Origin of the sequence: Streptomyces tibetensis, from assembly GCF_040647715.1 — a bacterium.
Classification (GTDB): Bacteria; Actinomycetota; Actinomycetes; order Streptomycetales; family Streptomycetaceae; genus Streptomyces; species Streptomyces tibetensis_A.
The window spans coordinates 168598-188989 of sequence record NZ_JBEZCR010000003.1 but is presented as its reverse complement, the minus strand read 5'-3'; the positions used below and the strand labels follow the sequence as shown (position 1 = coordinate 188989).

Sequence of the window (20392 nt, the reverse complement as noted above, 5' to 3'; positions counted from 1 at the left end):
CCCCGCCCAGCACCGGAAAGACACGGAAAGAGCCGTCCATGACCTCCACCTCCCACCCCCGTGATCTCAGGACCGAGTTGGAGTCCCTGACCACCGAGGCCTTCCGGCCGGAGCTCGCGGACATCGACCGGCTGCCCACCCTCGACATCGCCCGGCTGATGAACGGCGAGGACGCCACGGTGGCCGGGGCGGTCGGGGCACGGCTGCCGCAGATCGCCGCCGCGATCGACGCCGTCGCGCAGCGGATGGCCCGGGGCGGCCGCCTGGTCTACGCGGGCGCGGGCACGGCCGGCCGGCTGGGGATTCTGGACGCCTCCGAGTGCCCGCCCACGTTCAACACCGACCCCTCCCGGGTCGTCGGCCTGATCGCGGGCGGCCCGGACGCCGTGATCACCTCCGTCGAGGGCGCGGAGGACTCGCGGGAACTGGCCCGGGCGGACCTGGACGCCCTCGCCCTGACACCGGACGACACGGTGGTCGGCATCTCCGCCTCGGGCCGCACCCCGTACGCCATCGGCGCGGTGGAGCACGCCCGCGCCCGCGGCTCCCTCACCGTCGGCCTCGCCTGCAACCCCGGCAGCCCGCTCGCGGCGGCGGCCGAGCACGGCATCGAGGTCGTGGTGGGCCCCGAACTGCTCACCGGCTCCACCCGCCTGAAGTCCGGCACGGCGCAGAAGCTCGTCCTCAACATGATCTCGACCATCACGATGATCCGGCTGGGCAAGACCTACGGGAACCTGATGGTCGACGTCCGCGCCTCCAACGACAAACTCCGCGCCCGCTCCCACCGCATCGTCGCCCTCGCCACCGGCGCCGCGGACGACGAGATCGACCGCGCCCTGTCCGCCACCGACGGCGAGGTGAAGAACGCCATCCTCAGCATCCTGGCCGACGTGGACGGCCCGACGGCGGCCCGCCTGCTGGAGGAGTCCGACGGGCACTTGAGGGCGGCGCTGGAGGCTCGCCCTTAGACCGGCGGTCAGGCGGTCACGGGTGATGCCTGCCCCGTGTGGCGCAGGATCTCCTCGGCGAGGCGGTCGTCCAGTGCCGAGGGCAGGGTGTGGCCCATGCCTTCGATCAGGACCAGGCGGGCACCGGGGACCAGACGCGGCCGCGCTGCCCTGAGGGAGCGTGCTTCACTGCCAGGTCGCGGTGTCCGGGTCGATGCCGTGGGCCCGGGCGTCGGCGTCGACGATCCGGCGGAACCACGCGGCGAGGCCCGGGCGGACGCCGTCGTAGTGGGCGGTGAAGCCCGGATCGTCCTCGTACATGCGCCAGAGGCAGACCTGCATCGGGCGGGTGAGGGGGAAGTACGAGGCGAACACCTCGCGGTGCCGCTCGACGAGCCGCTGCGCCTCCGGGCTGCCCGCGGTGACACCGGCGTCCATCGCCTCCCCGAGGGCCCGGTCGAGGGCGGCCACCGCGTCGGTGACGGCCTGCCACTCCTCCGGGGTCCGGGAGGCCGAGCGTTCGGCGTACTGCTGCCACTGCGTGGTGTGCCCGTAGCGCCGGCGGGCCTGGGCGGGCCAGTCCTCGTTCCACTCGGGGCCGAAGATCGCGGCCTGCTGCTCGGCGGTCAGCAGCAGACCTCGCTCGTGGGCTTCGATCATCCGGTCCAGTCCGGCGCCGAGCTGCTGCAGGCGCTCGATCCGTTCGGTGACCTGGGCCCGCTGTGCGCGCAGCGCGCCGGGCACGTCCGCGGTCGCGTCGTCCAGGAGGGTCCCGATCTTGTCCAGGCCGAGACCGATCTCCCGGTAGACGACGATGCGGTGCAGGCGTTGCAGGTCACCGGTGGTGTAGAGCCGGTACCCGGCGGCAGTACGCAGGGACGGTCGCGCCAGACCGATCTCGTCCCAGTGGTGCAGCGCACGCACCGTCACGCACAGCCGCGTCGAGACCTGGCCGACGGTCAGGCCATCGGCGTCGGGGTCATCGGGCATACGCCCCATTGTCGCCGCCACCGATGTCCGGTGGGGTGATGCCGACTGCTGCAAGATTCTTCGCCTCCTGACTGTCCGGGTCGAACGGCTTGGCCGCGGTGAACACGATGCGTGCGTTCTCGGGCGTGATCACCTCGACGTCGCGGGTGGTCCAGGGAGTGTCCCGTGGGCCGTCGACCGAGTCCGGCCGCAGCGCACGACAGGACTCGGCGAGGGCTTCGACCTCGCCGAGCACGCAAGCGAAGCTGACGCTCATCGCCGGCGCCTGGTCCGGAACGCTCTCCGCCGCGACGAGGAGGACGTCCTGGAACGCCCACCGACGCAGGTGCACCAACGTGCCCGGAATGCCGAACAGTTCGAAGAACCCGAGCCCGCGAACCCAGAAGTCCGTCGAGGCCGTCAGGTCGCTCGTGGGGATCGTCAAGAACGCGGGCATGCCGTAGATGCCGCGGAACGGCTCGGGTGCGACGGCGTCCGGGCCGGGAGGCGGCACGGGGCTCATCTCGAACGCGTTGTAGTAGTCGCTCATGCACCCCACCCTCCGGCCTCACGCGGCGTGAGGGTCAAGCCGGTCGGTGGGGTCAGCCCCGTCGGCGCAGGCCGCCGTAGAGGGTGCCCCCGGCGACGAGCAGCGTCAGTGCGGCGGTGATCGCGAGGGTGATCTCCGTGGTGTTCCGCTGGTCGGGGCTGTCGGGCAGCCGGGGGTCGAGCAGCCCGAGGGGGTCCTTGCGGATCTCGACGCGGTCACCGGGGCGGGCCTGGCCGAAGCAGTTCTCCTGCTGGGACACCTCGTACGTCGTCTGCTTCCCGCCGAGCTCCCGGACCGTGCAGGACATGTCCGGCCCGCGCCGCTGGTCCCGGTCGACCACCTGGGTCACCACGGCGTCGACGGGCTCTCCGACGGTGTTCATGTACGCCTCGTACGCGGCGGGCCCTGCGAACAGCATCAGCGCGAAGCCGCCGAAGGAGACGAGCGTCGCCGCCCCGGCCCGGTGCCAGGAGCCGCCGACGACGCAGGCGGCGACCGCGATGACCGCCAGGCCGACGACGACTCCGGCCCAGGTCATCCACTGCCCGAGCACGGCACCGAGCAGCAGCAGAGCGGGCACCAGCACGGCCCACAGCACGGAGCTGACCGCTTTGCCTCCGCCGGACGGGGCGGACAGCGAAGTCCCCGCCCCTCCGGCGCCGTCGGCCGCCACCGCCGTCCCGGACGCGCTCATGGTCCCGATCCCCTGCCGCTCGAACGTTCGTTGGCGCCCGCAACGATATCCGAGCGGCCCGCGCATCGGCGCACCGGAACAGGATCGGCGCCGGTCAGGCCGTAAGCCCGGCGACCAGCGGCTGCCTCCCCTCACAGCGCTCGTCCTGCTCCGTCACGGACTTCTCCGCCAGGGCGTTGACCGCCGCGTTGAACCGCTCCATCGACGTGGGACGGTCCGGGCCCAGGACGTACTCCTTGAGGATCCGGCGCTCGGGTGCCATCGGGTCGTGTCGCGGCCCGCGCACCGAGTCGAGGATCTCCGGCAGCCGGGCACAGTCCCGGTCGAGGAGATAGGCGCCCCCGGCGGTCGTGTAGGCGGCCCGGAATTCCTCGTCGGGCAGGTCGTTCGCGTTGGTCAGCACGTACGGCTTGAGGCTCGCCACGAAGTCCGCGACCACGGACGACACATCACTGATGAGGATGTCGGCCTGGTCGAAGCACTCGTACAGCGTGGGCAGTTGCCGCGTGATCACCTGGTGCGCGACCGGCCCCCGGCTCTCCCAGAACACGCGGTGCCACGCGGCACGCAGCTCGTGCCACTCCGCCTCCCCCTCCAGGCCGGCCACCCGTGCCTCGCGCGTCTGCTGCGCGTCGTCGCCGGTGAGCCGCCCCGACAGTTCGCCGAGCCGGGTCTGGATCTCGGCGAGCCGCGGCCGGGCGACGGCCATCGCGTCCTCGGCCTCCCGGCCGTCGCGCCGCTCGTTGTCGGCGCGCAGCAGCTCCCGGATGGCCCGGTCCGCCTCGGCCGCCGCACGCGAGCGCTTACCGGTGAGGGGGTGCGGCTTGTAGAGGACCCGTACGTTCTCGGCGAGCAGCTTCTCGATCAGCGGCACGCCCATCGGGATCAGCGACGTGTGGCAGTCGTCGTCGCTCCAGCCCTCCCAGGTCGGCGCGTACAGCACGGTCGGAAGCGGACCCGGCACATGGTCGGCGTGCAGCCGGATCGACGACAGCTGCGGGCGGCCCACCTCGACGATCGCCGAGTCGCTGATCGCGTGCCGCACCCGCTGGTAGCGGTCGCGCCCGGCCCGTCCGGCCACCCAGATCTCGTCGTACACCTTGCTGACCCGGTTACTGCTGGCGAGCTTGTCGCTGTCGCCGTGCCCGATGAACACGTGCTTGGCCTCGGCGACGCGCAGCATGTGCACGTTCTTGCCCGCGTTGCCCGGGTAGAGCACCACCCGCAGCTCGGGCAGCTCCAGCTGCGCCACGTCGTCGGCCTTCGGCACGCACACCACCGGGATCGACGTACGGCCGAGGTAACGGAACGAGGCCCGCTCCCGCAGGATGATCAACGGCCGCCGGTCGAGCTGCTCCAGCGTCTCGATCCACATGTTGACCTGGTACATGAAGTCCCGGGACACGGACGCGAAGCTGAAGTACAGCGCCACCTCCGGCCGGTACCCGGCGAGTTGGCGGTTGACCTCCGCGATCACCTCGTCGCCCGAGGGCATCCGGCGAGCCCGGCGCAACTGCCCCAGCAGCGCCACCACGGCTGCGGCCGCGAGCCCCGCGGTGAGTGCGAAACCGACGCCCGCGGGCTCCCAGGCCCCCGCCGCGAGCGCGACGAGGAGCCCCGCGTGGGCGGGCAGGTCCAGATGCAGCAGCTTGCGCAGGAACCGCCGGTAGAGAAGAGCGGGCGGGGACTGAGGGATGCCCGCCCCGCTCATGTCGAGGTTGCGCACCACGACCGGCAGCGTGCGCCGCCGCCGGATGGCGTGATGCACCGCCGTGTACAGCACCACCAGGGTGAAATGGGCGCTGAGCACGGCCAGCGCGGCGACCAGCACCGCGTCCGGCGCGTCCATGCGCTCGGCCAAGGCCAGCAGCATCACCGTCCTGACGGCGAACCGCAGCGTGCGGGTCAGCTGCAGCGCGGCCAGCCGCCGCACGAACGCGGGCGAGCGCGTGTGCAGCACCTCGTCCGCGGCGTACGTCACGGCCGAGGCGGCAGCGAAGCCCCACAGCGACGGGAGCAACGCGAAGACGGGCAGTGCGGCGAATCCGGCGGCGAACAGGAACACGAGCAGAAGGTCGGTCTTCCCGCGCACACGCAGGACACCACACAGCCAACGGAACGTCATGAGTAGTGCTTTCTCTGGGAAAGGACGTCTATTTCCGGAGTGGCGTGCGGTGGGGCGTACGCCGGTGTGTATGCGCGATACGCCTGTTCGACGGCATTGGCGGTCGAATGGTTGTACACCTGACTGTCACCATTACGTCACCGCGATTTCGGCTCCCGGTTGACCTGCCGCACACGGGCCCGCAGCGTCTCCCGCACGGGCAGCGAGCGCAGTACGTCGGTGAGGTGCTCGGCCGTCCGTACGTTGCACGGGCCCAGATCGACCAGCGCGAACGGCTCGTTACTCGCCCCGGTCACGGGATCGACCCCCAGCGACGGCAACACGACCCCGACTCCGGCGAGCGCGTCCCGCAACGACTCCACGATCTCTTCGGTCGAGCGCACTTTCCCCTACCTCCACGCTGAGTTGGTGATTCACCACACAGCGTGTCCGACGCATCCCTAACCTGGCCATATACGGCGGTCCAACAACCCGATCTGTTCGACAGGGAGTTGCCCATGCCCGGTTCCAGGGACCTCGACCCGTCCTCCTCCCCCAGGGCCCTCCTGGGCGCGGAACTGCGCCACGCCCGCGAGAAGGCCGGCCTGAGCCAGGAGGAACTGGGCCAGCGGCTGTTCGTGAGCGGGTCGTTCATCGGGCAGCTGGAGGCGGGGACGCGGAGGTTGCAGGCGGAGTACGCCCGTTTGCTGGACGAGGAGTTGGGGACGGGGGACTTCTTCCAGCGGAACTGCGGGGCGGCGGCGAAGTCGAAGTATCCCGAGCACTTCGCGGAGGCGGCGGAGGCGGAGAGCCGGGCTGTGGCCATCAGGGAGTTCGCGTCGATGCTGATTCCCGGCCTGCTCCAGACACCCGCCTACGCCCGAGCGGTGTGCCGCGCATATCAACCGACTGCACCGGAAGAGGAGATCGAGAAGAGGGTGGCCGCCCGCATGGAGCGGACCCGCATCCTCGACGATCCAACAAAGCCTTTGTTGTGGGCTGTGATTGACGAGTCGGCGTTGCGCCGGGTGACAGGTGGGCCGGATGTCATGGCCGAAGCGCTGCGACACATCACCGACCTGGCCCGCCGCAGCCGGTCCATCGTGCAGGTGCTGCCGTTCGACGCGGGGGCGCACCCGGCCATGCAGGGGTGCGTCAAGCTGATGGACTTCGACGACGCGCCTCCGCTGGCGTACCTGGAAGGCGTCGGCACCGGGCGGCTGGATGACGACCCCGCCACCGTCGCGGAGTACCGCTTCTCCTACGAGTTCCTCGCAGCCTCCGCAGTCTCGCCGGAGAAGTCTCTAGCCCTGCTCGAAGCGATGACGCAGGATTACGACCATGAGGAACACGCCTGAGTGGTACAAGTCCAGCTACAGCGGCGGCAGCGGCGACAACTGCCTGGAAGTCACCCGGGCAACCCCCGATGTCATCCCCGTACGCGACTCCAAGACCCCCCACGGCCCGAAGCTCGTGTTCCGGGCCACCGCCTGGTCCGCTTTCGTCGAGAACCTCAAGGACGAGACGGCCTGAGCTTCGGGACCCGGGCTTCGAGCCCTCTTTTCAAGGAATGGGTGGAGGGCCTCAACCCACCCTCCCACCCCGCGTGTTGACTTGACGCGTTCGGCTTGCCACGGACAGTGACAGGCCTCTAACGTGCCTGCATACGCAACAGCCCCCGCCCGGTGCTACCAACACCTGCGGGGGCTTGACCACTTAGATCGAAGGACAAGTTCGATCCCATGGCTGATGCCAACTTTAGTGCTGCCGCCCCGTCCGCGCACCCCATGGCAGGACCGGGCTACGGCAAACGCACCGCCTGCGACCAAGCACCGCGCACGAACCACGACTTCGCCCACCTCCCACCCCGCGAAGCCGCCATCGCCGCCTACCTGGACCGGCTCCCCGACGGCGCGGACATCTCCGTGAAGACACTGGCCAAGCAACTGCCCTACGGACAGTGCGCCCTGGGCACGGCCCTCAACCGCATCCAACAGGCAGGCCACCTGCGCCGCGGCCGGGAGTGTGTGACGGCCGGCGACGGCAGCTCCCGCTGGATCACCCGATCGTGGTGGTCCCGTACTGCCCGGGATGACGACTGGTGGACGGCGTTCACCCGAGGCGACGCACCACGGCCGCAGCCAGCACCCCCCACCCGCTCCCGCGCCCACATCCTCCTGGCCGCCCTCGGCCGCACCGCACCCGCCCTGTCCCTCTCCGAGGCGGACTGCGCGACGCTCGCCCCACTGGTGACGGACTGGTTCGAGCGGGGCGCCACGGAGGACGACGTTCTGCGTGCGCTCACAGCCGGCCTGCCGACACCCGTCCACCACGCCGCAGCCCTCATCCGAAACCGCCTGACCAGCAAACTTCCACCCCCACCCCCTCCACGCCCATCCCTACGGATCTTGGAGTGCGCGAACTGCGGCGCCCCGGGCCGCCCGGAAACCCTGCCAGGAGGCCGTTGCAACGCCTGCCGGGGCGAACGCGCCCCCGCGCAACCCCCCGCACCCCTGTCCGCCCCCACGGTTCACGACCACGCGGCCCAGATCCGCGCTGCGATGTCCAAACGACGACAAGAGAGGGCACACACATGACGGCTCCTACGGTCCGGCGCCACCAGCCCGGGGCACGATGGAGGGAAGGAGGCGAAGCCATGACCCGAGACACGACCGACCGCCCGCAGATGGATGTCGAGGACTTCGACGAACTCGTGAGCAGGGCTCCGAGGGAGATCCGGAACAGGCTGGAGTTCCTGGGCGGACGACTGTGCATCCGGCACGGCCCGCTCGACGTCGACGAGTTCGAGGAGCTTGCCGCGGTAGCGCCCGAGACGGTGCGGCTTGAGTACATCAACGGAAAGGTAGAGGTCAAAGCTGTGCCGGACGGCAACCACCGCTCGATCTTCATGTGGCTGCTGCGCCAGTGCATGCAGCACCGGCCTGACCTGGATCTCGTGCCCGAGTCCGGTGTCAAGGCCGAGGCCTACCGCAAGGGCCGCGCGCGCACGGACGGAACTCTGGTGCCAGTGGACCACTTCCGAGGCGATGGCGAGTGGTCGAACCCCGACGGCTCCCTCATGGCCGTGGAGATCACCTCCCACGACCGCGACACCGACCAGCGCGACCGCATCGACAAGCCCCTCGGCTACGCGGCGGCCGACATCCCCGTCTACCTCCTCATCGACCGCGACAACAACACACTCACCGTCCACAGCGAACCGAAGGACGGCCGATACCAGCAGATCTCCCGGCACCCCTGGGGCGCCACCGTCGAGCTCCCCACCCCCGTGAACATCACCCTGGACACCGAGAAACTCAAGAACTACGCCGACTGAGGACAATGGGCACCATGAACCACGCCCAGCTCACCGCCCTAGGCCGCGCCCTACGCCTCCTCGGCGAGCACGGGGACGCCCTCACCTCCGACACCCCGGACGGCAAACTGCACGAGGTCAGGGCCGATCTGAAGCGGGCGCTGGACCTGCTGGAGGACAGCGTCACGACGGCCGCGCCCACTACCCGCTGCCCCGAGCACCCGAACGGCCCCGTCGACGAGGCCGCCCCCGACCTGTGCCTGCTGTGCGAGACGCGGCGCAGGGCGGCCCGCCGGGCGGAGTTCAACGGCCCCGCCCCCCAGCAGCAGCCCGCCGAACCCTCACCGTCCCGTTACGGCGTCCGCGGCGACCGTCCCCAGCCCCAGCAGCGCTGGCTCGCGGAGCTGTGGAACGGCCAGGCGTGGCAGCTGTGCGGCACCCCGCGCCGGGACCGACGCGAGGCGGAGCTGTTCATCAACGCCCAGCGCAAGGCTCCCCGCGCCGCCATGGCGTACCGGCTGGTGCACGAGTTCACCGACTACGAGGTGCTGCGGGTGTGGGGGACGCCGATGCGGACCGACATCGAGCCCATGGGCAACCTGTAGGTCATCCCAGCAGGGGCAGCGGGCTGAACTCGTACCCCTCCCACAGCCGCCGCGACGCCTCCTCCGGGTACGCCCGCACCTCCGGCTCCGCGTCCAGCACCTGCACCAGCCGCCGCTCGTCGTCGTACATCGGCCAGCCCGGGTCGCCCGAGCGCGCGAAAGCCGTCCAGGACGCGCGGAAACGGGACGACAGCGCAAGGGCCTCGGCGGACGGCTCCGCGCCCGCGAACAGCAGCAGCCCCAGGTCCGCCCCGTACGTGCCGAACAGCAGCGGAATGTCCAGGGCGTGGCAGGCGCCGAGCGCGCCGCCGTTGCCCGGGGCCGGCCAGGTCAGTTCGTAGACGTGGGCGCGTCCGCCGCCCGCGCGCTGCGCCTCGGCCAGGTGCAGGGAGGGCATGCTGAACAGCCAGTCCGTCTGCACGCGTTCGTACAGCTCGGACGGGGAGGCGTCGGGGAAGGCCGCGCGGTAGGCCTGTTCGCCGTCAGGGCCGGGGGCGAACAGGCGCAGGGCCGAAGTCGCCCGCTCGTCCGGGATCTGCCCGAGCCGCCCGGCCATGGCGCTGAACAGGCGGTATTCGTCACGGTTGTGGCCGACGAGCAGCTCGATGTCCTTCGCGGAGCCCGACCTCAGGGCCTGCCACGGGCTCGTCGGCAGTACCTCGCCGTCGACCACCGGCGAGAACGGTGTGACCGTGGGTGCCGCCTGGCCCCAGCGGTCGATGTGCTGGGGCATCTTCGGGCCGAGCGTCTCGCCCGCCGAGGTCAGCTTGCGCGGGGCGATCGTCGACAGGTCGGCGACCGTGGGGCGCAGGCCCAGCTCCGCGGCGAGGGCCGTGCCGATGTCGCGGGCCAGGGCGTCGGAGAAGAACGTCCCCGGCACGCTCTGCGCGATCGCCCGGCGGAACAGCCCGGCCGCACGCGGCATGGCCAGCAGCGAGGCGACCGAACCGGCGCCGGCCGATTCGCCGAAGACCGTGACCTGGTCGGGGTCGCCGCCGAAGGACTCGATGTTGTCCCGCACCCACTCCAGCGCGGCGACCTGGTCGAGCAGGCCCCGGTTGGCGGGGGCTCCCTCGATGTGGGCGAAGCCCTCCATGCCGACGCGGTAGTTGAGGGACACGACGACGAGGTCGCCGTCGGCCGCGATGCGGCGGGCGTCGTAGCCGGGGCTGCCGGCATGGCCGAGCTTGTAGGCGCCGCCGTAGATCCACACCATGACCGGGCGGTGGGCCGCCGGGTCGGGCTCGGGGGTCCAGACGTTGACCGTGAGCCAGTCGTCGCCCTGCGGCACGGCGATCAGGCCCGGGCCGCCCATGCTGCCGAGGTCCTGCGGGGGCGGCGGACCGAAGGCGTACGCGTCGCGTATGCCGTCCCAGCTCTCGGCGGGGCGCGGTGCCTGGAAACGGGCCTCGCCGACCGGGGGCGCGGCGAAGGGGATGCCGCGGAAGACGGCGAGGTCTTCCTCCCTCCGTCCGCGTACCGAGCCGGCGGTGGTGCGCACCACCGGGCCGGGCTGTTCGGAGGGTCCGCCCGCCGAGGGGCGGGAGTCGGTCGTCGTCACTGGGGTCTCCTCACGAGGTGCCGGTGAACAAGCGTCCGGTCAGTCTCCTTGACCGACCGGACGCAGATCCAGGCACCCCGTTCGGAGGCGGGTCAGCTGAGGGTCTTCAGCGCCGCCGGGCTGTAGGGGGCCAGCTCCTCGAAGCGGCCGTCGAGCACCTTGCGGGCCCACTCGGGGTCCTGGAGCAGGGCACGGCCGACGGCGACCATGTCGAACTCGTCCCGCTCGAAGCGGTCGAGGAGGTTGTCGAGGTCGCCGACCTGGGCGCTCTCGCCCTGGAAGGACTTGAGGAAGTCGGTACCGTCCAGGCCGACCGAGCCGACGGTGATGGTGGGCTTGCCGGTGAGCTTCTTGGTCCAGCCGGCCAGGTTCAGGTCCGAGTCCTCGAACTCGGGGACCCAGTAGCGGCGGGTGGAGGCGTGGAAGGCGTCGACACCGGCGGCGGCCAGCGGCGCCAGGATGGACTCCAGCTCCTCGGGCGTCTCGGCGAGGCGGGCGCGGTAGGCCTCCTGCTTCCACTGGGAGAAGCGGAAGATGACGGGGAAGTCGGCGGAGACGGTCTCACGGACGGCCGCGACGATCTCCTCCGAGAGCTTGGCGCGGGCGACCCGGTCGCCGCCGTAGGCGTCGGTGCGGCGGTTGGTGCCCTCCCAGAGGAACTGGTCGAGCAGGTAGCCGTGGGCACCGTGCAGTTCGACACCGTCGAAGCCGATGCGCTCGGCGGCGGCCGCGGCCTCGGCGAACGCGCCGATCACGGCGTCGATGTCGGCCTGGGTCATGGCCTTGCCGGTGGGCTCGTCGGCGCCGATGCGCAGGCCGGAGGGGCCGACGGCCGGGGCGTCGGCGAACGGGGGCTCGCCCTGGTTGCGGACCATGCCGATGTGCCACAGCTGCGGCACGATCGTGCCGCCCGCGGCGTGCACCGCCTCGGCGACCTTCGCCCAGCCCGCGAGCTGCTCGTCGCCGTGGAAGCGCGGCACGCTGTCGCTCTGCCCGGCCGACTCGTGGCCGACGTAGGTGCCCTCGGTGACGATCAGGCCGACTCCGGCGGCGGCGCGGCGCGCGTAGTACGACACGACGTCCTCGCCGGGCACGCCGCCCGGGGAGAACATGCGGGTCATCGGCGCCATCGCGATCCGGTTCGGAACGGTCAGGCCGCCCAGCGTTACGGGCCGGGACAGGATTTCGGCGGCGCGGGAAGCGGACGCGGTCACGGGGGGCTCCTTCGGATACCGGACAGTGCACGCATACCGGTCAGTATGTGCACACGCATAGGACCTAGTGTTCAACCACCCGGCCCGGCCCCGCCATCCCGGCCCCCTTGTGATCCCGCACACGCCCGAGGGCGGCACCCCCTGCCGGAACAGGGGGTGCCGCCCTCGGTAAGGACGTCGATCAACCCGGGATATCCCCAGGGGGTCGATCAGAAGTCCATGTCACCGCCCGGCATGCCGCCGCCGGCGGGCGCGGCGGCCTTCTCCGGCTTGTCGGCGATGACGGCCTCGGTGGTGAGGAACAGCGCGGCGATGGAGGCGGCGTTCTGCAGGGCAGAGCGGGTCACCTTCGCCGGGTCGATGATGCCCTCGGCGATCATGTCGACGTACTCACCGGTCGCGGCGTTCAGGCCGTGGCCGACGGTGAGGTTGCGGACCTTCTCCACGACGACGCCGCCCTCGAGACCACCGTTGACGGCGATCTGCTTCAGCGGGGCCTCCAGCGCGAGCTTCACGGCGTTGGCGCCGGTCGCCTCGTCACCGTCGAGCTCCAGCTTCTCGAAGACCTGGGAGGCCTGCAGCAGGGCCACGCCACCACCGGCGACGATGCCCTCCTCGACGGCCGCCTTGGCGTTGCGCACGGCGTCCTCGATGCGGTGCTTGCGCTCCTTGAGCTCCACCTCGGTGGCGGCACCGGCCTTGATGACCGCGACACCGCCGGCGAGCTTCGCCAGGCGCTCCTGCAGCTTCTCGCGGTCGTAGTCCGAGTCGCTGTTCTCGATCTCGGCGCGGATCTGGTTGACCCGGCCCTGGACCTGGTCGGCCGAGCCGGCACCGTCGACGATGGTGGTCTCGTCCTTGGTGATGACGACCTTGCGGGCCTTGCCCAGCAGGTCGAGCGTGGCGTTCTCCAGCTTGAGGCCGACCTCCTCGGAGATCACCTCGCCGCCGGTGAGGATGCCGATGTCCTGCAGCATCGCCTTGCGGCGGTCGCCGAAGCCCGGGGCCTTGACGGCGACGGACTTGAAGGTGCCGCGGATCTTGTTGACGACCAGGGTCGACAGGGCCTCGCCCTCGACGTCCTCGGCGATGATCAGCAGCGGCTTGCCGGACTGCATGACCTTCTCGAGGAGCGGCAGCAGGTCCTTGACGTTGCTGATCTTCGAGTTGGCGATCAGGATGTACGGGTCGTCGAGGACGGCCTCCATACGCTCCATGTCGGTGGCGAAGTACGCCGAGATGTAGCCCTTGTCGAAGCGCATACCCTCGGTGAGCTCCAGCTCCAGACCGAAGGTCTGGGACTCCTCGACGGTGATGACGCCTTCCTTGCCGACCTTGTCCATGGCCTCGGCGATGAGCTCGCCGATCTGGGTGTCGGCGGCGGAGATGGAGGCCGTGGAGGCGATCTGCTCCTTGGTCTCGACGTCCTTCGCCTGCTCCAGCAGGGCGGCGGAGACGGCCTCGACGGCACGCTCGATACCGCGCTTGAGGGCCATCGGGTTGGCGCCGGCGGCTACGTTGCGCAGACCCTCCTTGACCAGGGCCTGGGCGAGAACGGTCGCGGTGGTCGTACCGTCACCGGCGACGTCGTCCGTCTTCTTGGCGACTTCCTTGACCAGCTCGGCGCCGATCTTCTCGTACGGGTCCTCGAGCTCGATCTCCTTGGCGATGGAGACACCATCGTTGGTGATCGTGGGCGCGCCCCACTTCTTCTCGAGGACGACGTTGCGGCCCTTGGGGCCGAGCGTCACCTTGACGGCGTCCGCGAGCTGGTTCATGCCGCGCTCGAGGCCGCGCCGCGCCTCCTCGTCGAACGCGATGATCTTGGCCATGTGAAGTGGTCCCTCCAGGACTGGGGGTGATTACTTCGGACCGCGCCCGCGCCCGCGACGGACGGCTCGCTCGCCTCGTGGGTTCCTTCCCCCACTTGGCCTGCGGGCCTCACCGACCCGGTCCTTACGTTGTCACTCTCACCTTCAGAGTGCTAACGCAATGATTAGCACTCGGGCATGGCGAGTGCAAGCGCCTCCCGGGGATCGGGCGGTGGCGTCAGCCCCCGGCGAACACCCCCCGGCACCCGCTTCGAGCAGGCCGAAGGGCCCGCACCCCGGGGGGTACGGGCCCTTCTGAGAAGACCGGTCGCTTGAGCGTTGGTCGTGGTGCGCGTTCAGGCAGAGACGCGAACCATGTCGGCCTGCGGTCCCTTCTGACCCTGCGAGATCTCGAACTCGACCCGCTGGCCCTCTTCAAGGGTGCGGTAGCCGTCCATCTGGATCGCGCTGTAGTGGACGAAAACATCCGCACCACCGTCGACCGCGATGAAGCCGTACCCCTTCTCCGCGTTGAACCACTTGACGGTGCCCTGAGCCATGCCTAACTCCCCTATTACTGGCCCTTGCACAGATCCACACTTCGCGGACCCGGGTCAGACCTCACCCCCCACGGTTGGGGGCGTGCGCCGGAACGCGTCGACCGCGGCTGAATGTATCTGTCCAACTGCCGTCTGCAACAGGTCAATCGGACGAGAAATCTGGACGCGCAGGGTCCGGAATGTGGGGAGAATTCGCCCGAATTCAGGGCAAGTCGGGCTCCACAAAGGGAACAAAAGCCTCAAAAGACATGCACACTTTGGCTACATCTTGTCGGGCTCGAAGCGGGAAAACAGGGTTCCGATCAGGGAATCGGGACCGCGTTCCCCAACTGTACCCCGCTCAACCACACAGAATTGCCCCCTCCGCTTCTCTCACGGAGGGGGCAATTCGATAAACTCTCAGTGACCATCGTTACCGAAGGTAACAAACAGGCCGGTCGACCGGTTCAGCCACCCGCGACGGCGGGAATGATCGACACACCGGCGCCGTCCGGCGTCGCCGTCTCCAGACCCTGCTCGAACCGAACGTCGTCGTCGTTGACGTAGACGTTGACGAACCGCCGCAGCTTGCCCTGGTCGTCCAGCACCCGGGCGGCGATCCCGGTGTGGTTCTTCTCCAGATCGGCGATGACCTCACCGAGGTTCGCGCCCTCGGCGGCGACCTCGGCCTGCCCACCGGTGTAGGTACGCAGGATGGTGGGGATCCGAACGGTGACGCTCATGACTTCAAAACCTCCGGTTGGGTAGCAGACCTGCTTCTAGGGGCGCGGGGTACTGCGCGACCAGCCCCCGCCGGCCCGCAGGCGACAACGATCAGACGAGCCCAGCCTCGCGGAACGAATCGAGGTTGGGACGGATCGTCGCGGTGAGCCCGGTCCCGGCCACCGCGTCCAGCGTCTTCAGACCGTCACCCGTGTTCAGCACGACGATCGACTTCGACGGGTCGAGCAGCCCGTTCTCCAGCAGCTTCTTCGTCACGCCCACCGTCACCCCACCGGCGGTCTCCGCGAACACACCCTCGGTCCGCGCGAGCAACTTGATCGCCTCGACGACCTGCTCGTCCGTCACGTCCTCCACGGCCCCACCGGTCCGCCGCGCGATGTCCAGCACGTACGGCCCGTCCGCCGGGTTGCCGATGGCCAGCGACTTGGCGATGGTGTCCGGCTTCTGCGGCCGCACCACGTCGTGCCCCGCCTTGAACGCGGTCGACACCGGCGAGCACCCGAGCGCCTGCGCGCCGAAGATCTTGTACGGCTTGTCCTCGACGAGCCCGAGCTTGATCAGCTCCTGCAGACCCTTGTCGATCTTCGTGAGCTGCGAGCCGGAGGCGATCGGCACCACGAGCTGGTCGGGCAGCTGCCAGCCGAGCTGCTCGCAGATCTCGTACGCCAGGGTCTTGGAACCCTCCGCGTAGTACGGCCGCAGGTTGACGTTGACGAAGCCCCAGCCCTCACCGGCCGGGTCGCCGATCAGCTCGGAGCAGAAGCGGTTCACGTCGTCGTAGTTGCCCTCGATGCCGACGAGCTCGCCGCCGTAGATCGCGGCCATGACGACCTTGCCCTGCTCCAGGTCGTGCGGGATGAACACGCAGGAGCGGAAGCCGGCGCGGGCCGCGGCGGCACCCACCGCACCGGCGAGGTTGCCGGTGGAGGAGCAGGACAGCGTGGTGAAGCCGAAGGCGCGGGCGGCCTCCAGGGCCTGGGCGACGACGCGGTCCTTGAAGGAGTGCGTCGGGTTGCCGGAGTCGTCCTTCACGAAGAGCTTGCCGGCGTCGACACCCAGCTCGCGCGCGAGGTTGTCGGCCTTGACCAGCGCCGTCCAGCCCGGGTTGATGTTCGGCTTGTCCGCCACGTCGGCCGGGACCGGCAGTAGCGGGGCGTAGCGCCAGATGTTCGCGGGGCCCGCTTCGATGCGCTTGCGGAGCTCTTCGGTGTCGTAGGCCGAGAAGTCGTAGGCGATCTCCAGCGGGCCGAAACACTCCTCGCACGCGAAGACCGGGCCGAGGGGTACGCGGTGGCCGCACTCGCGGCAGCTGAGCGCGGCGGCGGGGCCGAGGTCTACGGTGGATTCAGTGGTGCTTGCAACAGTCTGCGCAGCCATGTGAGGCGAGGCCCTTTCTCCTCATCTTCCTCACGACGCATCTCGCCGTGAGACGGATTTGGCACCTTCCCGAGCCGGGAGCCTCGCGTGTGTGGTCGACAGTGACCTACGAGTACCGACTGGAGGGTTGCCGGGGCTTCATCGGGCCGTTTCCCTCTGCCCCTCTGGATGAGCTGTATGTGGTTGTAGGCGGCGGGTGACCCCGGACATGCGATGGTCATCCGCGTTGTTCAAGACTGTAACCGACGACCAGGACAGTTGAGATAGTCGTCCGAACCGCGAGATGACCGTATCCGTCAGCCGCTGTCGCGGCGGGCGGTCCGTCCCGCCGAGAGTACGCAGAGGAGCCGCCACGGTGCTGGAAGAAGTCGAGCGCTGGCTGAGCACCCGTTCCTGGTCCGCGAACGATCGCCCGCTCCACCAGATCCTCGCCGCCAAGCAGCGCACGGGCCAGACGGTCAGTGTCGTGCTGCCCGCGCTGAACGAGGAGGCGACGGTCGGCGACATCGCCGCCGTCATCCGCCACGACCTGATGCGGCAGGTCCCGCTGGTCGACGAGCTGGTCGTCGTGGACTCGGGGTCGACCGACCGCACGTCCGAGGTGGCCGCCGCCGCGGGCGCGCGGGTGGTGCACCGGGACGTCATACTCCCGCGCCTGCCCGCCGTGCCCGGCAAGGGCGAGGTGCTGTGGCGCTCGCTGCTCGCCACCCGCGGGGACATCGTCTGCTTCGTCGACGCGGACCTGAGGGACTTCTCGTCCGACTTCGTCTCGGGGATCGTGGGCCCGCTGCTCACGGACCCGGACGTGGACCTGGTGAAGGCCATGTACGACCGTCCCCTCGCGGGCGCTGCGGGGCAGGGCGGCCGGGTCACCGAGCTGATGGCCCGCCCGCTGCTCAACATGCACTGGCCGCAGCTGGCCGGCTTCGTGCAGCCGCTCGGCGGCGAGTACGCGGCCCGCCGCTCGCTGCTGGAGCAGCTGCCGTTCCCGGTCGGCTACGGCGTGGAGCTCGGCATGCTGGTGGACGCCCTGCACCTGGTGGGCCTGGACGCCCTCGCCCAGGTGGACGTGGGGGTGCGCAAGCACCGGCACCAGGACGGGCAGGCGCTGGGCCGGATGGCCGCCGCGATCTACCGCACGGCCCAGCTGCGGCTGGCGCGCGGGCACCTGATCCGGCCGTCCCTGACGCAGTTCGAGCGGGGGGCGGACGGCTTCGAGCCGCGGACGTACTCCGTGGACACCGAGGAGCGTCCGCCGATGGTGGAGATCGCCGAGTACCAGGCGCGGAGAGCGGCCTGACCGGGCCGTTTTCGGCCGGTCGCGGCAGATCCGCACGTTTGAGCGTTCGGGGGCCGGGCTAGGTTGAGGCTTATGGCTTCGACGTACGGTGCTGCACAGGTGCTGGTGGCCTCCAACCGGGGCCCGGTCTCCTACACGGTGGGCGAGGACGGTTCGCTGGACGCCAAGCGGGGCGGTGGCGGGCTGGTCTCCGGGCTCTCCGCGATCGGCTCGGACGCGGACGCGCTGTGGGTGTGCTCGGCGCTGTCCGACGGCGACCGGGAGGCGGTGCGGCGCGGCGTCGGCGAGGACGGCGTGCGGATGCTGGACATCCCGGCCGACGTGCACGCCGACGCGTACAACGGCATCGCCAACTCGGTCCTGTGGTTCGTGCACCACATGCTCTACCAGACGCCCCTGGAGCCGGTCTTCGACGCGGAGTTCCGGCGGCAGTGGGCGTCCTACGAGGCGTACAACCGGGCGTTCGCCGAGGCGCTGGCCGAGGAGGCGGCGCACGGCGCGGCGGTCGTGGTGCAGGACTACCACCTGACGCTGGTGCCGGGCATGCTCCGCGAGCTGCGGCCCGACCTGCGCATCGGGCACTTCTCGCACACGCCGTGGGCGCCGCCGGAGTACTTCCGGATGCTGCCGGACGACGTGGCCGGGCAGGTGCTGCGCGGCATGCTCGGCGCGGACCGGCTCGGCTTCCTCACCGAGCGCTGGGCGGAGGCGTTCACCGCGTGCGCCGAGCGGTTCGCGGGCGGCCTCGGCGGCACCCGGGTCGGGGTGCACGGCCTCGGCGCCGACGCGGACTTCCTGCGCGAGCGGGCCCACGAGCCGGACGTCGAGGAGCGGATCTCCGCGCTGCGGCAGGAGATCGGCGAGGGCCGCCGCACCATCGTCCGGGTGGACCGCACCGAACTGTCCAAGAACATCGTGCGCGGCCTGCTGGCCTACCGCCGGCTCCTCGAAACCCACGCCGAGTGGCGTGAGCAGGTGGTGCACGTCGCCTTCGCCTACCCCTCCCGGCAGGACCTCGCGGTGTACCGGGACTACACGGCCGAGGTGCAGCGGCTGGCGGACGAGATCAACGCCGAGTTCGGCACTCCGGGCTGGAAGCCGGTCGTCCTGCACGTCAAGGACGACTTCGCCCGCTCCCTGGCCGCCTACCGGCTGGCCGACGTGGCCCTCGTCAACCCCATCCGCGACGGCATGAACCTCGTAGCCAAGGAGGTCCCCGTCGTCTCCGACGCGGGCTGCGCGCTGGTGCTGTCCCGGGAGGCCGGGGCGCACGAGGAGCTGGGCGAGGACGCGATCACGGTGAACCCCTACGACATCACGGGCACGGCGGCGGCCCTGCACGAGGCGCTGTCGATGCGCCCGGAGGAACGCGCCGAACGCACCAAACGCCTGGCCGCCGCGGCGACGGCCCTGCCACCGGCCCGCTGGTTCCTGGATCAGCTCGACGCGCTGAGGGGCTGAGGGACGGATGAGCAGCCTTCCCACCGCCGCCACGGAGGCCGGGCAGGACGGTCTCGCCGCCCTGCTCGCCGACCCCGGCAAGGCGCTGATCGCCCTGGACTTCGACGGGACGCTCGCGCCGATCGTCGCCGACCCCGAGCTGGCCCGGGCCCACCCGGAGGCGCTGGACGCGCTGACGGCGCTCGCCCCGAAGGTCGCCGCCGTCGCCGTGATCACCGGCCGGCCCGCCGAGGTCGCCGTGCGCAACGGCGGCTTCGCGGACGCCCCGGGCCTCGAGCACCTCGTCGTCCTCGGGCACTACGGCGCCGAGCGGTGGGACGCCCGCAGCGGCAAGGTCACCGCACCCGACCCGCACCCCGGCGTCGACGCCGCCCGCGCCGAGCTGCCCGGACTGCTCGAGGGGGGCGGGACCTGGGTGGAGGACAAGGGCCGGGCGGTGGCGGTGCACACCCGCCGGGCCGCCGACCCGCAGGCCGCCTTCGAGGCCCTGCGCGAGCCGCTCACCGACCTGGCGAGCAGGCACGGCCTGATCGTCGAGCCCGGCCGCCTGGTCCTCGAACTGCGCCCGCCCGGCATGGACAAGGGCGTCGCCCTGACCGGCTACGCCCGGGAGATCGACGCCGGCTCCGTCCTCTACGCCGGCGACGACCTGGGCGACCTGCCCGCCTACACCGCCGTCGACACCCTCCGCACGACCGGCACCCCGGGCCTGCTGGTGTGCAGCGGCAGCGACGAGGTGACGGAACTCAGGGACCGGGCGGACGTGGTGGTGGACGGCCCGGCAGGTGTCGTAGAGCTACTGGCCGCGCTGGCGCATCGGATCGGCTGAGAGGTCGGGCCCCGTAGGGGCGCGGGGCAGCATCGATATGCGGCTCCGCCGCGGGGCGCGATCAACCACGACGCACCCGCACTCCGCGACGGCCGGAAAGCCCCACTCACCGCTCGGACCGACGCCGCTCCCGAACCCGCCGCAGCCGATTCACGGTCACCGGATCATGTTCCAACGCCCGAGCGTCATCCAGCAACGCATTGAGCAACTGGTAGTACCGCACCGGCGCGAGCCCCAGCTCCTCCCGTATGGCCCGCTCCTTCGCACCGGGCCCGGAGAAGCCCCGGCGTTCGAGCGCGAGGATGTCCCGCTCCCTGCGCCCCAGCCCCCGCTCACCCGTGTCCTCGTCCATGCCCGGCACCGTAACG

Annotated in this window: 21 protein-coding genes and 1 riboswitch; of the genes, 9 read left to right on the top strand and 12 right to left on the bottom strand. The window is 70.6% G+C overall.

Annotation, left to right across the window (positions count from 1 at the left end):
• The first annotated feature begins 38 nt into the window (after window positions 1-38).
• A complete protein-coding gene (gene murQ, locus AB0B29_RS09540; RefSeq protein WP_362236215.1) occupies window positions 39-971 on the top strand; it encodes an N-acetylmuramic acid 6-phosphate etherase in 933 nt (310 codons plus the stop codon).
• A 165-nt stretch (window positions 972-1136) separates the two neighbouring features.
• Here murQ and AB0B29_RS09535 read toward each other — a convergent pair whose 3' ends face one another.
• The 5 genes from AB0B29_RS09535 to AB0B29_RS09515 all read right to left on the bottom strand — a co-directional run bounded on the left by AB0B29_RS09535 (window position 1137) and on the right by AB0B29_RS09515 (window position 5671).
• Window positions 1137-1940, bottom strand: coding sequence for a MerR family transcriptional regulator (locus tag AB0B29_RS09535; RefSeq protein WP_362236212.1), 804 nt, complete (start codon window positions 1938-1940; stop codon window positions 1137-1139).
• Window positions 1930-2469 carry a VOC family protein gene (locus AB0B29_RS09530; protein ID WP_362236209.1) on the bottom strand — a complete coding sequence of 180 codons (540 nt, stop codon included), beginning with the start codon at window positions 2467-2469 and terminating at the stop codon, window positions 1930-1932. The genes AB0B29_RS09535 and AB0B29_RS09530 overlap by 11 nt, the downstream gene beginning before the upstream one ends.
• A gap of 52 nt (window positions 2470-2521) precedes the next feature.
• Window positions 2522-3163 (bottom strand): hypothetical protein, encoded by a 642-nt coding sequence (locus tag AB0B29_RS09525; protein WP_362236207.1) that lies wholly within the window; start codon window positions 3161-3163, stop codon window positions 2522-2524.
• Between the two features lie 94 nt (window positions 3164-3257).
• A complete protein-coding gene (locus tag AB0B29_RS09520; protein ID WP_362236204.1) occupies window positions 3258-5288 on the bottom strand; it encodes a hypothetical protein in 2031 nt (676 codons plus the stop codon).
• 137 nt (window positions 5289-5425) lie between these two features.
• Complete coding sequence (locus AB0B29_RS09515) at window positions 5426-5671, bottom strand: hypothetical protein (protein ID WP_362237281.1); 246 nt, start codon at window positions 5669-5671, stop codon at window positions 5426-5428.
• 114 nt (window positions 5672-5785) lie between these two features.
• Here AB0B29_RS09515 and AB0B29_RS09510 point away from each other — a divergent pair, with 114 nt between their 5' ends.
• From AB0B29_RS09510 to AB0B29_RS09490, 5 genes are all read left to right on the top strand, one after another.
• Complete coding sequence (locus tag AB0B29_RS09510) at window positions 5786-6625, top strand: helix-turn-helix domain-containing protein (RefSeq protein ID WP_362236201.1); 840 nt, start codon at window positions 5786-5788, stop codon at window positions 6623-6625.
• Window positions 6609-6800: a DUF397 domain-containing protein gene (locus tag AB0B29_RS09505; RefSeq protein WP_362236198.1), complete on the top strand. Its 192-nt coding sequence runs from the start codon at window positions 6609-6611 to the stop codon at window positions 6798-6800. Before AB0B29_RS09510 ends, AB0B29_RS09505 begins: the two co-directional genes overlap by 17 nt.
• A gap of 254 nt (window positions 6801-7054) precedes the next feature.
• Window positions 7055-7864: a hypothetical protein gene (locus AB0B29_RS09500; RefSeq protein ID WP_362236195.1), complete on the top strand. Its 810-nt coding sequence runs from the start codon at window positions 7055-7057 to the stop codon at window positions 7862-7864.
• A 59-nt stretch (window positions 7865-7923) separates the two neighbouring features.
• Window positions 7924-8604, top strand: a complete 681-nt coding sequence (locus AB0B29_RS09495; RefSeq protein WP_362236192.1) for a Uma2 family endonuclease — start codon at window positions 7924-7926, stop codon at window positions 8602-8604.
• Between the two features lie 14 nt (window positions 8605-8618).
• Complete coding sequence (locus tag AB0B29_RS09490) at window positions 8619-9188, top strand: hypothetical protein (RefSeq protein WP_362236189.1); 570 nt, start codon at window positions 8619-8621, stop codon at window positions 9186-9188.
• Between the two features lies 1 nt (window position 9189).
• Here AB0B29_RS09490 and AB0B29_RS09485 read toward each other — a convergent pair whose 3' ends face one another.
• From AB0B29_RS09485 to thrC, 6 genes are all read right to left on the bottom strand, one after another.
• Window positions 9190-10749: a carboxylesterase/lipase family protein gene (locus AB0B29_RS09485; RefSeq protein WP_362236187.1), complete on the bottom strand. Its 1560-nt coding sequence runs from the start codon at window positions 10747-10749 to the stop codon at window positions 9190-9192.
• 92 nt (window positions 10750-10841) lie between these two features.
• The gene (locus AB0B29_RS09480) at window positions 10842-11963 is read right to left on the bottom strand and encodes an NADH:flavin oxidoreductase (RefSeq protein ID WP_362236184.1); all 1122 of its coding nucleotides are present in this window, start codon (window positions 11961-11963) and stop codon (window positions 10842-10844) included.
• Between the two features lie 209 nt (window positions 11964-12172).
• The gene (gene groL, locus AB0B29_RS09475; protein ID WP_053672570.1) at window positions 12173-13795 is read right to left on the bottom strand and encodes a chaperonin GroEL; all 1623 of its coding nucleotides are present in this window, start codon (window positions 13793-13795) and stop codon (window positions 12173-12175) included.
• A gap of 335 nt (window positions 13796-14130) precedes the next feature.
• Window positions 14131-14334 carry a cold-shock protein gene (locus AB0B29_RS09470; protein ID WP_010035953.1) on the bottom strand — a complete coding sequence of 68 codons (204 nt, stop codon included), beginning with the start codon at window positions 14332-14334 and terminating at the stop codon, window positions 14131-14133.
• A 446-nt stretch (window positions 14335-14780) separates the two neighbouring features.
• On the bottom strand, window positions 14781-15056 hold the full coding sequence (locus AB0B29_RS09465; RefSeq protein ID WP_003991133.1) for a MoaD/ThiS family protein: 276 nt from the start codon (window positions 15054-15056) through the stop codon (window positions 14781-14783).
• A gap of 91 nt (window positions 15057-15147) precedes the next feature.
• Complete coding sequence (gene thrC / locus AB0B29_RS09460) at window positions 15148-16434, bottom strand: threonine synthase (protein ID WP_362236180.1); 1287 nt, start codon at window positions 16432-16434, stop codon at window positions 15148-15150.
• A gap of 18 nt (window positions 16435-16452) precedes the next feature.
• Window positions 16453-16609, bottom strand: a riboswitch (SAM riboswitch).
• Window positions 16610-16789: 180 nt separating this feature from the next.
• Between thrC and AB0B29_RS09455 the strand changes: the two genes are divergently transcribed.
• The 3 genes from AB0B29_RS09455 to otsB all read left to right on the top strand — a co-directional run bounded on the left by AB0B29_RS09455 (window position 16790) and on the right by otsB (window position 20024).
• On the top strand, window positions 16790-17734 hold the full coding sequence (locus AB0B29_RS09455; protein ID WP_362236177.1) for a glucosyl-3-phosphoglycerate synthase: 945 nt from the start codon (window positions 16790-16792) through the stop codon (window positions 17732-17734).
• A gap of 72 nt (window positions 17735-17806) precedes the next feature.
• A complete protein-coding gene (locus AB0B29_RS09450; RefSeq protein ID WP_362236174.1) occupies window positions 17807-19195 on the top strand; it encodes an alpha,alpha-trehalose-phosphate synthase (UDP-forming) in 1389 nt (462 codons plus the stop codon).
• 7 nt (window positions 19196-19202) lie between these two features.
• Complete coding sequence (gene otsB, locus AB0B29_RS09445) at window positions 19203-20024, top strand: trehalose-phosphatase (protein ID WP_362236171.1); 822 nt, start codon at window positions 19203-19205, stop codon at window positions 20022-20024.
• A 106-nt stretch (window positions 20025-20130) separates the two neighbouring features.
• Here the strand turns inward: otsB and AB0B29_RS09440 are convergent, their stop codons facing one another.
• The gene (locus AB0B29_RS09440) at window positions 20131-20376 is read right to left on the bottom strand and encodes a DUF3263 domain-containing protein (RefSeq protein ID WP_362236168.1); all 246 of its coding nucleotides are present in this window, start codon (window positions 20374-20376) and stop codon (window positions 20131-20133) included.
• Window positions 20377-20392 lie beyond the last annotated feature (16 nt).